The 14,252-nt window shown below is 42.6% G+C and carries 11 protein-coding genes; 4 read left to right on the forward strand and 7 right to left on the reverse strand.

The window, feature by feature from the left end; translation table 11 throughout:
- Positions 1-277: 277 nt before the first annotated feature.
- The 7 genes from ACMA1I_RS19995 to ACMA1I_RS20025 form a co-directional block, all read right to left on the reverse strand.
- Entirely contained in the window at positions 278-2,017 is a 1,740-nt protein-coding gene (locus tag ACMA1I_RS19995) for a tetratricopeptide repeat protein (protein WP_337070249.1), read from the reverse strand.
- Between the two features lie 818 nt (positions 2,018-2,835).
- Positions 2,836-5,961 (reverse strand): TIR domain-containing protein, encoded by a 3,126-nt coding sequence (locus tag ACMA1I_RS20000; protein WP_337070250.1) that lies wholly within the window; start codon positions 5,959-5,961, stop codon positions 2,836-2,838.
- A gap of 322 nt (positions 5,962-6,283) precedes the next feature.
- Positions 6,284-7,183 carry a toll/interleukin-1 receptor domain-containing protein gene (locus tag ACMA1I_RS20005; protein WP_337070251.1) on the reverse strand — a complete coding sequence of 300 codons (900 nt, stop codon included), beginning with the start codon at positions 7,181-7,183 and terminating at the stop codon, positions 6,284-6,286.
- Positions 7,184-7,338: 155 nt separating this feature from the next.
- Entirely contained in the window at positions 7,339-8,628 is a 1,290-nt protein-coding gene (locus ACMA1I_RS20010; RefSeq protein ID WP_337070252.1) for a toll/interleukin-1 receptor domain-containing protein, read from the reverse strand.
- Positions 8,629-8,639: 11 nt separating this feature from the next.
- On the reverse strand, positions 8,640-9,050 hold the full coding sequence (locus ACMA1I_RS20015; protein WP_337070253.1) for a TIR domain-containing protein: 411 nt from the start codon (positions 9,048-9,050) through the stop codon (positions 8,640-8,642).
- A gap of 13 nt (positions 9,051-9,063) precedes the next feature.
- Entirely contained in the window at positions 9,064-9,585 is a 522-nt protein-coding gene (locus tag ACMA1I_RS20020; protein ID WP_414703951.1) for a hypothetical protein, read from the reverse strand.
- 51 nt (positions 9,586-9,636) lie between these two features.
- On the reverse strand, positions 9,637-10,800 hold the full coding sequence (locus ACMA1I_RS20025) for a patatin-like phospholipase family protein (protein ID WP_414703952.1): 1,164 nt from the start codon (positions 10,798-10,800) through the stop codon (positions 9,637-9,639).
- A 143-nt stretch (positions 10,801-10,943) separates the two neighbouring features.
- On the opposite strand from ACMA1I_RS20025, the gene ACMA1I_RS20030 reads away from it, so the two are divergent.
- From ACMA1I_RS20030 to ACMA1I_RS20045, 4 genes are all read left to right on the forward strand, one after another.
- A complete protein-coding gene (locus ACMA1I_RS20030; RefSeq protein ID WP_337070256.1) occupies positions 10,944-11,894 on the forward strand; it encodes a DnaJ domain-containing protein in 951 nt (316 codons plus the stop codon).
- A 40-nt stretch (positions 11,895-11,934) separates the two neighbouring features.
- Entirely contained in the window at positions 11,935-12,753 is an 819-nt protein-coding gene (locus tag ACMA1I_RS20035) for a hypothetical protein (protein ID WP_337070257.1), read from the forward strand.
- Positions 12,754-13,264: 511 nt separating this feature from the next.
- Positions 13,265-13,855, forward strand: a complete 591-nt coding sequence (locus ACMA1I_RS20040; protein WP_337070258.1) for a hypothetical protein — start codon at positions 13,265-13,267, stop codon at positions 13,853-13,855.
- 52 nt (positions 13,856-13,907) lie between these two features.
- Positions 13,908-14,252, forward strand: coding sequence for a DUF4134 domain-containing protein (locus ACMA1I_RS20045; protein WP_337070259.1), 345 nt, complete (start codon positions 13,908-13,910; stop codon positions 14,250-14,252).

The raw sequence follows: 14,252 nt of genomic DNA on the forward strand, positions 1-14,252 counted from the left end.
TTCGGCTGTTGCTCGGGCTTGCCACAGTAAAGGCCTGTGGCAAGCCCTCTGTTATGCATTCAGCAGAATATCATCTAAACCTGTAGCGCTAAAACGGCCATTTTCTGAGATGAATATTTGTCAACCTTGCTAGGACAAGACACCCTAATATGTTATACACTCAATTTGAACTTTGATTCGGAAAGATGTCTATCGATTTCCGGTAAGGACAAGCTTGTGCTAGTATTGAACTAATAAGATCCAGCTTACAAAATGATTGATACATATGTTTCAGTAGTCAGTCTTGTTCAAGATTTCCAAGTTCTTCAACAGTTGTCATGCATATCCTTAACCAATCGGTCTCAAATTCTGTATTTTTTATTTCGGGATTGAAATTTCGTCTGAAGTAGCCATATGACTTGCCTCTGAATACTCCTCCTGAAATAAAGTGTTGGGTTATTTTGGTGATTAGTGCAACATAAGGTCCGCCCAAGAAGGCGTCCATTGCTTTTGCTACAACTTCTGTCATGCTGCTTTTTAATATCAATCTGAGTAGGTTTGGATCGTTTTTCAGATTGAATTCTTTTGATCTTATAGTGAGGAATACTTGAACCAAGGTGTATTCAAGCTTGCTAATTTTTGAAGTCATATAGCAATAGGTTACTATGTTGAGGTAATTTACCAATATTACTGATCCGGCTTCGTTTTCCTCCTCCATATACACTAGCAGCTCATTCGCCAACTCATTATCGTCTACTTTCTCTTTTGCCTCATATTCTTCAAACAGCTTCTCTGTTGCCTTTTTGCAAGAATCAATTAATTCTATTAATTTTTCAGGGCTCATTTCGAGCTTCTCTTCTTTTGTTGCCTCTGGGTACCGTTCTTGTTGCCATAGATTCAACAGTCTTTTATCATTGGCATCATAGGTATGTGGTCGGGTGCCACCATTAGCCAATAATTCCTCATCCAATTTATCGACTACCATGCCTGCCAGGTACCAGCCTGTCTGGGTTTCGAAAAGCATGATTTCGTGCTCCAGATTGGCTGTGATGGTGGCATTTGCGTTGCGCTCGACTAATTTGAGGTGCAAGCCATCTTTGTTTATATCTTTGGCGAGCTTCGATTTTTGTTCGTGCCTGCCCGACAGATGGTAGCACTCCACGAGTTTAAAATAAGCAGGCAAATAATTTTTTTCGGTGAGCGACTTAAATATTGTGATGGCATTGTCATACTGCTGTTGCAGCATCTGGATGCAAGCTGCATAGTAGCTTTGCTTTTCATCTTGCCCATCCGTCTCCAAATAAATAGAGGCTGTTTTTTCGGCGTAATCCAGGATTGGCTTTGTGTTGGGATGTAGGATGCTGGCGGCATTTAGGGCATAGTAATACTGGTGCTGCAGGTTGTCTTCCCATAGCTCATCTAAAATATTATCATGGTATTGATAAGCAATGATCGGATCGCCGCCCATGAGTTCGGCGATGGCTTTGTAGAGGTAAAATTCCCTTTTCAAGTCATCGCCTTTGCTCCCGTTTGCTTTAAGTTCTTTGCGAAACTGCACCATTCTGTTCTCGTAGTTATTGTGGGTATCAATAACCTCTTCGAGTTGTCGGGAGTTGGGGGAATCTAAGAGCAGATGCGGGTATAGCAGTATAATTTTAACCGCAAAATGAGGGGTATCAAAGTACTGTAGAGTATGTTTTAAAAGCTTGGGAACAAGCTGTATCTCTTCACAATTTATGTAGAAGGTTCTAAAAAAGCAGGCAAGAGCATCATCTAGGTAATTTGCATCTGAAAATAACACATAAAATTCTATATATACACGACCTTTGTTGAAGTAGGCACTGGCGTCGTTGGGGTCAAGCTTGATGGCCATCTCGTAGGCCCCAACGGCCTGCTCGTACAAGCCAGTTTTAGAATACATCACTCCTAAGTAAAACCACAATACAGCACTTTCATATTCATCCTGTAATTTATCTTGTATACATTGGATCGCTTCCTTGTGCTTTCCATCATTAAATAATGTTAAACAGTCATTCATAGAGAGGTTGATTTCAAAGCGGATAACTATAAATTAATATACAAAATATTACTTTATTACTGCCAATGTTTATATTAAAGATCTGATATTGCAAATCGACTACAGACAAGATTCTGACTTTGATTATTATTTGGCTGGTTTCAGGTGCCTTTTACAGAAGTTTGCTTCGTAACATTATAATGATGGGTGATTAAAGATTCGATGTTCAGTATTTTAAATGGCAGTCTATCTATTTTTTCTTCTCAGTATTACTATCTTCCTCAAAAAATGACAACTCAAATTTTCCACCCCATTAATGGGTTGCACCTTGTATAGAAACCAGTTCTATTTATCATAAGGCTAGTTATAAGAGAAATGACCCCCACAGCCCGGAATCGAAGGCGCCGGTCCTAATACTTTCACGGGAGCAGAGACTTTCAGTAGATTGCTTTATATTGCTCCGGATACAGTCTATATTCGTGAAGGTCAAAGATTGAGAAAAGTCTCATTTGCACTGTCCGAAAAAAAGGTACTTACAATGTACTTTGATAAAGTTGGCGAAAAAGTAAAGGATAGCCTCAAGAGGGGGAACGGTTTTTAACCTCCTGCCTGTTTGAAGCGTTGATGCTACAAAGGAAAACGGCTCTCTAAATAAATCCTACAATAAAATTTGCAATCTCAGTCATGGCCTTGCCCAAACCAGAGCAGGGGGCGCCTTGGTGGTTGATTTTTGTGGGAAGGGGCGAGATGATCTTAGAAAAAGGAATAGAGGTCAGAAGTTTCGCAAGCGTTGTGCAACAAGCACACAGTTTAAATTACACTCCCAAAATTATAATTTATTAATGTTTGTTTGAAGATAAGCTTTTAGCTTCTTCTGGATAAAAATGGCTCCATAGGTTTGCATCAAGATAATTACATTCTTTGTAATGCTTCTTTGCTTTTTCCAAATATTGTTCTTTGATCTCTTCCCATTTTTCTGCCGATAAACTATAAACTTCCTGAGAATTAATGTTTAAATCAGTTCCAGTTATAGCTTGAAGTTGCATTATAAACAAATCTTTAGGAAGGTCTAAATCAGCCTTAATATTCCATACCCAAACTGTGCTATCCCGCCCCCAAGATAAGATTTGGCTCTCATCTTGGTTGAATCCAGCGCCATGAATATCCCCATCATGTTTAAAGGCAGCCACAGGAGCGCCGCCTGTGGCTGGCCATACCCAAATCATTCCATCCTTATTCCATGATAAGATACGGCTTTCATTCTTATTGAAGACCGCTCCAGAAATAACTTCTTTATGTGGCATCACTGCCAAAGGACCACCGTCTAAACTCCGCCATACACGAACTTTTCTATCCCAACCCCAAGATAAGATGTTCCCCCCATCTCCATTGAAAATGGCTCCAGAAACAACCATATCATGCTTCAAATCAGCCACATGAGCACTATCTAAAGCTGACCATACCCGAACAGTTTTACTATCACCCCAAGATAGGATGCGGCTCCCATCTTTATTGAAGGCAGCGCCATGAACATCCCCATCATGTTTAAAGACAGCCACAGGAGCTCCCCCTATAGCCTGCCATACCCTGATCGAGCCATCCTCACTCCAAGATACTATGCGGCTCCCATCACTACTGAAGGCAACCCCATCCATAAACCCCTCTTGTTTAAAAACAGCCACAGGAGCTCCGCCCGTAGCCTGCCATACCCTGATCGAGTCACCACTACTCCAAGATACTATGCGGCTCCCATCGCTGCTGAAGGCAACCCCATCCATAAACCCCTCTTGTTTAAAAACAGCCACAGGAGCTCCGCCCGTAGCCTGCCATACCTTTATCAAGTTATCACTCCAAGACAATATGCTGCTTTCATCACTGCTGAAAGCAGCTCCATAAACTCTTCCTCCATGTTGCATCACCGCCACCGGAGCACTATCTGTGGCAGACCATAACCGGATTATACCCTCCTCACTCCAAGACAGGGTGCGGCTCCCATCTTGATTAAAGATATGAGTAGAAATAGCTCGTTTATGTTTTAAGATAGCTTCAGGAACATGGTATGAGATTTGCCATATTTGAACTATACCATCCTCACTCCAGGACAGGATGCGGCTCCCATCGCTGCTGAAGGCAGCTCCGCAGACTCCTCCTCCATGTTGCATCACCGCCACTGGAGCACCACCTGTTACAGGCCATACCCGAACTTTGCCATCCTCACTCCAGGACAGGATACGGCTCCCATCTTGATTGAAAACTGCTCCATTAACTCTTTCTTCATGTGGCATCACCGCCACCAGAGCACCACCTGTGGTAGGCCATACCCGAACCATTCTGTCCTTACCCCAAGATAAAATGCGACTCGTATCCTGATTAAAGGCAACTCCAGCAATATATTCTTCATGCTGCATGACCGCTTCAGGAGCACCGCCTGTGGCTGGCCACAACTGAATTGCTCCATCCCCACTCCAGGATAGAACACGGCTCTCATCCCGGTTGAAAATAGCTCCAGAAAAAGATCTTGTATACTTCAAAACTGTTTTAGGTGTACCGCCTGTAGCAGGCCATACCCGGACTGTGCCATCTTGTCCCCAAGATAAAATGCGGTTCTCATTCCTGTTGAATGCAGCTCCAACAATAAATTCTTCATGCTGCATGACCGCTTCAGGAGCACCGCCTGTGGCTGGCCACAACTGAATTGCTCCATCCTCACTCCAGGATAGAACACGGCTCCCATCCCGGTTGAAAATAGCTCCAGTAACAGCTCTCTTATGCTGCATCACCGCCACCGGAGCACCGCCTGTGGCTGGCCATAACCTAACCGTTGTGCCATTCTCACTCCAGGCCAGGATACGACTCTCGTCCCGGTTGAAAATAGCTCCAGTAACTCTTTCTTTATGTTGCATCACCGCCACTGGAGCACCGCCTGTGGCTGGCCATAATCGAACCGTGCTATCCTCACTCCAGGACAGGATGCGACTCTCGTCCCGGTTGAAAATAGCTCCAGTAACAGCTCTCTTATGCTGCATCACCGCCACCGGAGCACCACCTGTTACAGACCATACCCGAACTTTGCCATCCTCACTCCAGGACAGGATACGGCTCCCATCTTGATTGAAAACTGCTCCAGAAATACTAGCTTTTAATTTTCTTTCAAGTCTATATATAGGCATTGAAGGTTGCGCACTGAAAAATAGATTATTAGTGAGAATATTATCTTCACTGCTGGAGATAGCTTGCCCTAATAAATGTAAAAATGTTAATTGGTCATTTTCCTCTTGGGCGTCCCTGGCATTACTCCAATAATTTTTTGCCAGCTGATTTTTTGCTTCTATTCTTTGTTCATCGGCATTATTATACTGGTACACTGCTACAAATAATAATAGAGCAAGAAGGATAATAGCTCCTCCTGATACTTTTTTAAACCTACTATGCTGAAGTATATCTTCTCCAATCAATTCATCTTTAGGTATTCCACGGAGGGTTGAAGCTAAAGTAGCAATGTCATCAGCAAATTTTGACATTTTTAATGTAAGCTCCTCCTCGGTTCTTGCCCATCGCATGTCAATGCACAAAGGCTCATGCTCAAACTTATTTTTCAAACTAAAAGGAATTGCATCAGTCTGACGCCAATCAAAACCCTTCATGTTATCTTTAGTAAGTACAATAATTACTTTTTCTACAGAATTATCATGTATTGTTAACCATTCTTGAATTTCTTTTTGCACCCAATCAGATTGCACGGCCTCCGGAGACGCTAAATAAATAAAGTACTCTGAGTTATGGAGTGCATTTTGAATAGTCGGCCAAAGTTCAGGAGTTGAGCTTAAACTAGTTTGATCACGAAATACATTTATTGCCCGAAGTTTATAGAAGGGTTTAGCAAACTGTTGCAAAGCTGATTGAAGCTTAGGAGCCAGCTGATCATCCGCTGCATGACTGTAAGATATAAAAGCTTTGTAACGCATATTCTGCACATTAAATTTAGGGGCTTACTTTTCGAATACATTATTACATGTTTTTGCACTGCTCCTTGCAAACCATTCGTCTCAGGATCCGGCCCGTACTGATCAATGATCTCTATTAGTATCATTTCCGCTTTCTCACGCTGCTTTGTAGTGTTTTAGAACAGGGGCCAGCGCTCCGTCTTTGCCAAAGGGAGGCTTGCCGCTTCTGAACTCCTCCAGAAACTGGCGCTTGATCTTGTCCAGATCCAGGCTGTTTTTATCTTCCAGATCTACTGTGCTAAAATAATAACTCTAGTATTTTGACACAGTTTGATTTACAGCCTCACTGACGACTAACAGGAGTGTTCCTTTTGACTATTTCGGCTATGCTGTTTATCATTTTTCGGTAATCTGGCCTATTAGGATAGAACCATTGAATCTCATTGATTTCCCTCATTTCAAAACTTTTTGTATCATCAAGCTCTCTGTTTATTTCCCGAAGAAAGTCTGCTGATTCAATTCTTGGATCATCAACTAAAACAGGATATATAGGAATACCCCTTGTTTTTGCAATAAGTATTTCTTTTCTAATGTACTCACTTTTAGCAACTTCCTTGCTTAAAATAACTACAAGTCCCTGAACTTTCATAAGTGCTTCCCATTGGCTGCTTTGCCAATTTTCTCCAGGATTATAGGAAAGAGTAGCTATCCATGTATTTATTCCGCTCTGGAACAAATCTTCCGCGACTCTTGTAGCATATAACGCGTCTTGAGCTCTATAAGATATAAATAACTCACAGTTAACAAATCGAGGGTCAATTTCATTATTTATGCTTGCAACCAATTTGTTTATTTGGTCGGCTTCGCTAACTTTCAATCCAAAGATGATATTTCTAACAAGATTTACGACACTTAAATCTTGAATAGAGGAGAGCTCTCTAAATGAATGCAATTCGTTCCAGCATTCTTCTTTAATCATAATTGGAAGAATCTTTTTGTTATAGCACTGGGCTAAGAATATTTCCATCCTGCACATGGTGCTATTGATATAGCCATCTGACAGACATACAATCATGCTATCACAATTAATTATTCCTGTAAAAATCTCCTTTTTCCAGTCTTCTCCACTCTTGATGGATCCATCATGCCAAATTTTAATATTCTTTGCCTCAAGTTTTGAGATGATTTCAGAAACAATTTCTGTATCATCCTTGCTATACGAGATGAAGGTATAAGTATCCAAGATTCAATTATTGAAATGTAACTTTACCTTACCGCTAACATTTATATATTTCCGATGTTGCGGGATTAGTATTTCCGAAGTTCACTAAATATATACTGTTTACAAAATATTCATGAGCTCCTCCCATTTTTAGGGGGGAGCTCATGAATGCCCTTCTATGAAGATATATGCTTAAATGCATTTAGGACTTCTGCCTTCTCGCTTTCAGTGGCTCCTAATTTAGCTAGCAACTTCACGGCTTGGTTTCTAGTGGACTCATGGTTTCCCAATGATTCTGGCTCTATCCTGACTGCCTCCGCATACATTTCCCCCGCTTCGCTATAGAGTTTTTTTATCAATAGCAGTTCGGCGACTGTTGCCGTCTTCCAGTAATCATTAGCCCAGGGAGAGGTACCAACAAGCGTTAATGTCCTTTGGGCATAATCATCAGCCAACTGTATGTCTTTCGCTGTACCCAGCAACACACTCTTAGCCGCAGCGTTCAGTCCAGTATAGTAATCATCCCCTACCCTTTCGAAGGCCTCTGCATAGTATTTCCGAGACTGGTCCAGGTATTTTATATCTTGAGAGAGATTGTACCTGTCCATCCAAGTGCGGGCAAAGATACCTAATGTCTCAGGGTCCCGCTCCCCCTGTTCATAGAGCTTGCTCAAGATACGCTGGGCTTGCTTTAGGTTTTCCTGTGTCCCTGTTCTTGCAAGCGCCAAGGCATGCAGCTGTTTGGGTCTTACGGCTTTCGGAAACCGATCCTCCAATTTCTCCAGAATGCTGATGGCCTCGGGATACATTTTTAGTTTGATCAGGCTTTCCGCTGCCTTGCATCCTAAAGAAGGAGTTGTTCTCCAAGGTAACGTATTAGAGTCGGACAGCTCAATAATATGTTCAGGATCCCCGATTCTGACAGCCGCATCTATTGCTCTTGCCGCATCCATTGAAGCCTCGTTCTGCTCGTTCGCAAACTTCACCGTGGCGGCATCCAGAGGCTTGCCTACTATACCATGTACAAGACGGATCAGCTCGCCACCGTTAGGGCCGTCCGGGTAAGAGGAGAAATCAACAAATATTTTACTGTCCGCGAATTCAGGAAGAGGCGCTTTGTCCAGTTTTATTGGCACAAAGCAAAAAGCCTCATTTTTCGTCGCCTTAGTTTCCAGTCTTGCATACTCCTTAAGAACCCACTTAGAGTTAGCAGCAGCTTCTGACCATATCAATATCCCAGCCTGGCTTTTGCCCAAGGCCTCTTCTAACCTCATGATCAGTGTTTCGCCTTCTACCAGTTCGCATTGGTCGATGAAGACTCTGTAGCCTAGCTCTACTAGTATATCATAGAGGCTCAATACCCAGGTCCTGTTCACGGACCTGTAGGACAGAAACACGTTCCATTCCTCTCCTTTTCCTAATGGTCTAGGTTTAGGGGCATATTTTAACCATTCTGCAGGTATCATAGGAGGTACGTTTACATTATAGAAGCTTGTTTGGCATTGTTCAAGGCACTCACGATTCCGCTCAGCGTAAACCCATTTGAGATGGCCGTGCTCCATGACAACCCGGTAGGGCTGATATTCCCTGGCTCTATTTTTACAGCTGCAAATTTCAGATTGGTGTCGGACTGTTTGGCTCTTTCAATTTCCCACCGCATCCATTTGCTGCTATAGGATTTCTTGCCGATGATCACCAGAATATAGTCTGACTCTTTCATTTTCTTAGTAAGCGCCCCTTGTACCACACTAGCCTCAGTGCTGTCAATAGCAACATTGGGTGAGCGGAGGTCAAACTTGAAATCAAATGTGGTATTGGCATTCCATGCCCTCAATAGCTCTTTGTAGTGCACGTCCTCACTGTGATCATAACTCACGAATACATTCATTGCCGCCATATTGCTATAATTTGTTTATATCTATGATTTCAATTCTTGCACCTTGCTCCTTTGCAATCTGCACCATATGCTCCGTTCCGCCATCACCATCACCGCCTTTGCCGTCCCATAAGGCAAGCAGGGTCATATTCCTTCCTCCCTCACTGAGTGCCTTGTCAAGCATCCATAGGTTTGCACGTTCCCACACATTTCGGCTTCTGTCCTTTTTCTGTTCCGGTAAGATGTAGAACGGTAATTTTTCCTTTAGCTTATCAAAGCGCTCATCCCAATCCTTTCCGGCAAAGGAAACAGACGCTTTCTTGAATTCTTCTGCTGGTAAGGCCAGGTACATCTCAGTGGTTATCCCCCTTTCAATACAAAGCTCATGGAACAGGATATCGCCACCGCATGCTCCTCCCGCAATTCCTTTCAGCTCACCTGCTCTCCCTCTTATTGCTTGGTCAAGCCTATTCCTTAGTTCCTGTTTAGCCGCTCCTTCCTTCTCAGCAGGAAAACGAGGTTCTTGTCTGTCCTCCGCATCGATCATATGACCAGTAAATAATATCAAATGTCTCATTTTATAGTAGCAGCCCCCTGATTAAATAAAGTACTTGAGGTGTGTTCTTACATTTACTTGGATGTTGCCAACTACTTTTCCTATTTTTCTCAGATCATCTATCTGTTCAACAGAATCTAGTTTCCGCACTTCATCGCTGTCAATGTTTCTTAGCCCTAATTCATCCAAAGCTTGCTGGCTTAGGTCAGCGTTGTATCGCACGTAGCTAAAGTGTCGGTTAGCATCGCTATCAAGCCCCAATATGTTGCCCTCTTCATCCATGGGAACCAAGTCCCCCAGCTCACGGTCAATCGGTGCTCCGTAAATACAGCGCCCCACCGTTCTGCAGTTGATATCCTGGTCTATCTGCATCGCGTACATCAGGTTACTAGGCAGCTCCTGCAGCGTTTCTCCTAAGTGACCATAGACTCCTGGGCTAGGCGCAGATCCTGTACCGACAGAGACGATGAGCAGTTCTCTTTCCCCTGTTTTCCAGTTGAGATTATAGGGTCTTTGGGTAGCCATTCGGTAAAGAAGGAAGGCAGGGTTGTTGTATGGCGTGACACCGCCGTCAACAAATACGAACGTCTTCTCCGGGTTCTTTGGGTCCCACTGTAAGGTCTCTGGACGGAAGTAAGCAGGGGCCGCAGTACTTGCTCTGACCAGTTGATAGAGTGGCATACGCAAATTACAGTCAGCTCTATCAGGTTGATTATACTTTGCATTAGGGTTATTGCTGATTGGCCAAGGGGAATCGGTGGAGCGGTTCATCGTCACAACCAATAACAGGGTCTTGAACGCGCCCGATTTTAGATCTATGTCGCCCTTGCCGAACGTATCCTGTAGTTCCTTCAGTAAGGGACCGTCGTTGTAAAAGTATTTAACCCTTTTCAACAGGAACGCCTTATCAAACATCGCCTCTCCCTTCTGCTCATAAAAATCCAGCAGTTGCTGCACAGACATACCCATAGCCAAACCAGCGGCGATGATAGCGCCTGTGCTAGTCCCTCCTATATAGTCGAAATAATCACTTAGCCGGAAACTATTATCTTTCTTTAGTTCCGCTTTTAGCTGGTTTTCCAGATTGAGCAGGATCTCAAGCGTTACTACTCCTCGTATGCCTCCGCCGTCGAGAGAAAGTATTTTTCGCGGCTGCTCTGTTTCGTAGCGGGAAGCTAATGGACCCCAGTTTATATTTTTTGGCATAGCAACATATTTTTCTAATGTATCCAACATTGAAGGCTTAAAAAAACATTTTAAAGATATAAGTTTTAACGTTTAAATAACTACTAAATTAGTTTATTTAAATAAATTTTGTTTATTTAATGAGAAAATATTCCCCCTCCTGTATGAGAACAGCAATTAAGTGCCCCCATTGTGAGAAAAACACAATTGAATCTTTATCCAAAGTTTGGTTTGTATATGGGTTTCTGATTTTTGCTAAATATGGCAAACGCACCATTCTAGGTTGTAAATCATGTCTTATTAATAAAATATGGTCCAACTTCTTTATTTGTTTGTTAGGTGGGTGGTGGTGTTTCCCGTGGGGTTTAGGTACGCCAATAGTATTAATACAAAATATAATAATTTTGATTTTCCCCTATTCTAAGGAACGGGAACACTCTGAACTTTATAGTATTTTAGATGATGCAGGTATTGATATCTCAGATGTAGAAGTTGATGAACAAGGGCTTACAGTAAAACAGCGGGCTATGATTGAGCGCCTGGTACTACTTCTAAAGGAAGCAATAAACGCTGACTCAGTAAGCCACCCTGATGAAATCGCTCATGCAGTACAAATAATCATTTCATTGACGGCTAATGCTTTATCCAAAGAGCAAGCCCTACAAATGTTAAATCAAGTATCTGTTACAAAACCTCAATTTGAGAATGTAAATTATGAAGAGAGAATTACGTTGCTTGAAATGGTTATTTCAGTTTGTGCTGCAGATGGAGTTTTTAATAATTTTGAACGTCTTTTTCTAAATGAAGTTGGTAAGCGCCTTGCTTTTCCCCCCTCCTTTGTCGATTTGAAGATCAGACAAATTATTTACGGAGAAAATGAATTGGATGAAAGTATAGATGATGAATTAAAACTTGCTCGTATGACTTTAGGGGTGAATAGTAGAACATCTTTTGCTGAAGTTAAACGAAAGTATAAAGAATTGATTGTGGTTTATCATCCTGATGTTGCAAACAACAATAAAATAGGTAAAAGCCAAGCAGAAGAGATTACAAAACAACTCACGTGGGCTTATCAAATTCTTAGAAAAGAAATGATACCTGTAGAGGCTATATAGACAGTCATAGTAATTTTAAGTTTGAATTTTAGATAGTTAAATGAAACTATTAAAATTAATAAAACTGCGCAAAATAGTATGGTTTAGCAGCTTTTACTCTTTCCTTTTAATATCAATACTTTTTATTATAGTATCTTACCATGATGAAGATTTAGGATTTAATTTTTACTTGCTGTTGTTATTAGGTTTACCTATTGTATCTCAAATTGCTGCTTACCGTGTTTTTATCAAAAAACCTAAGATTATACTACTTCTTCGCCCTTTTAGCGAGCCCCACATTAGTTCTAAATTAAAAAACTTAGTTAGAGATGAAATCTCATTTCTGGGTTTTACATTTACTTTGGCAGATAAACATTTCACTTCTCCTAGTAGAAGAGATAAATTACTTAAAACCTTCTATAACCTTAGTGGTGTTCTTACGAGTTGGCTTTCACCAACTTCACTTAGAGCTAAAACTAAAACAGATATTCAGCAGCTAAATAATGTTGTCAGTTCTACTAGAAAACTTTGTTGGCTATGGCTTATATCCTACAGCAGGCTCTTAGTAATTACTGCCAGTGATAATTTTTGGCAAGCTACAGTTAAATTGTTTTTAGATAACGCTGATCTTATTATTGTAGATCTTTCAGAAGTAGGTATTGGAAGTATTTGGGAACTTAAAGAATTAAAAAGAAATAGCCATAGGTTAAGAATTATATTCATTGCTTCACAAGGAAATATAAAAAATGCGCAAGAGTTGATTAATAGTTTCTTCCCGAATAATTTGAATTGCTTTTTTGGATATAGACCAGATGGGACTTTTGTGCGTCGGGAGGAATTTTTAGGAATAGTTAATTCTTGGTTTATGAAAGAGCTGTAAGTTAGATACACCTCTTTTATCCCATCAATGAAAATCAATAATGATTAATAGTGATGGCCTCCCCTACAGTGCTGATGAAATGAAACACGATCCGGTTTTGCCACTGGTCAATTCCCCTCTAAACAACACGGCAGAAATATTCAACTCTCTTTAGATACGCTGTACTTGAAGCTATATTATAACACCTATTATGTTAAACAACTGTAAATTCTAGGCTTCCATTATCTCAATTATTTTATTGATTAACAGCAAATAACACCCATAGCTAACATCATAAAGATTGCCTCAGATGAATGAATCTGTAGCAATCTTTATGATGTATAGCAGCACGTTTAAAAGGAAACAGCAACAGCAGTCAGGTCCTCCAGACCATTGGTTTTAGGTCCAGGTCTCCTATCCATATTTATTTTTCCCCACTACGGAACACCTTGTGAACAACATGCCCTGATCCCTCTCAAATTGCCTTCATACTTCCGTCGCACGGGGCGGCAGAAGAAACAATCAGAAGGCCATGCTTCATCCATACACCTGGACCCAGTTCTTTCTTGCAGCAGGCAGCACGCTGCTGTTCTACTACCTGATCGTGTTGCCGCTTTACTTCCGGGATGAGCTGAAGGCATTCCTGGGGAAGGCGAAAAACTGGGTGATGCCGCAAGTGTACCTTACCTCGTCAACGCCGGACACCTCTCCTGCCAATACCCCACCTGATCCAATTTTAGGTGCCATCTCCACACAGGAGGCCCCTACCCTCTCCGAGGCGGCGGCCATACAGGTCGCACCCCGAAAAAAGGAGGATAACGACGTCGATGCAACCACAACAACGGTACCAGAAGCTCCTGCCCGGGCACCAGCAGCCTTGCCTATGGGCTCGTCGGCTGATTTCCGGCAGGAGACAGCATCCCTGCTGGAGCTGGTCGCGGAGACACAGATGGAGAAGGAGGAGTTCCTCTCCCTGTTGCAGCTCATCCTCTCCAAATACTTCCGCACCGCCCAAAGCCAACACCAGGACCAGGCACAGCACTTCCTCCTGGAGCAGATTCAGGACAAGCTTCCTTTTGAGCTCACACCCGAGGACCTGCAGTCGCTCTGGGCAGATGCTTAATCCACTCGATTTTCTACTACTCCTACATAACCACACCTAAACCTGTCAGAACATGAAAAAGAACCTCACACTGCTCCCGGGACAAAAAAAAGCGAAAGCCACTGCCATCGCTACGCTCCTGCTCCTTTTTGCCGTGGCCCTTACCGCCCAGGCACAGACAGCCGACGGCAACGCAGGCATTACGCAGGCCACCAACATGGTCCGCGGCTACTTCGACACCGGCACCAGCCTGATGTACGCCATCGGCGCCGTCGTCGGGCTGGTCGGCGCCGTGAAGGTCTACCAGAAATGGAACGGCGGCGAACCCGACACCGGCAAGGTGGCCGCCGCCTGGTTCGGCAGCTGTATTTTCCTGGTGGTCGTGGCCACGGTGCTCCGCTCCTTCTTTGGCGTCTAA

The organism is Pontibacter sp. 13R65 (assembly GCF_047525655.1).
Taxonomy (GTDB): domain Bacteria; phylum Bacteroidota; class Bacteroidia; order Cytophagales; family Hymenobacteraceae; genus Pontibacter.

Coding starts and splice junctions, on each gene's coding strand:
- ACMA1I_RS20000 (WP_337070250.1), bottom strand. CDS start 5,961: ATGCGTTACAAAGCTTTTATATCTTACAGTCATGCAGCGGATGATCAG.
- ACMA1I_RS20025 (WP_414703952.1), bottom strand. CDS start 10,800: ATGCCAAAAAATATAAACTGGGGTCCATTAGCTTCCCGCTACGAAACA.
- ACMA1I_RS20010 (WP_337070252.1), bottom strand. CDS start 8,628: ATGATACCTGCAGAATGGTTAAAATATGCCCCTAAACCTAGACCATTA.
- ACMA1I_RS20045 (WP_337070259.1), top strand. CDS start 13,908: ATGAAAAAGAACCTCACACTGCTCCCGGGACAAAAAAAAGCGAAAGCC.
- ACMA1I_RS20020 (WP_414703951.1), bottom strand. CDS start 9,585: ATGATCGATGCGGAGGACAGACAAGAACCTCGTTTTCCTGCTGAGAAG.
- ACMA1I_RS20015 (WP_337070253.1), bottom strand. CDS start 9,050: ATGAATGTATTCGTGAGTTATGATCACAGTGAGGACGTGCACTACAAA.
- ACMA1I_RS20040 (WP_337070258.1), top strand. CDS start 13,265: ATGCTTCATCCATACACCTGGACCCAGTTCTTTCTTGCAGCAGGCAGC.
- ACMA1I_RS20035 (WP_337070257.1), top strand. CDS start 11,935: ATGAAACTATTAAAATTAATAAAACTGCGCAAAATAGTATGGTTTAGC.
- ACMA1I_RS19995 (WP_337070249.1), bottom strand. CDS start 2,017: ATGAATGACTGTTTAACATTATTTAATGATGGAAAGCACAAGGAAGCG.
- ACMA1I_RS20030 (WP_337070256.1), top strand. CDS start 10,944: ATGAGAACAGCAATTAAGTGCCCCCATTGTGAGAAAAACACAATTGAA.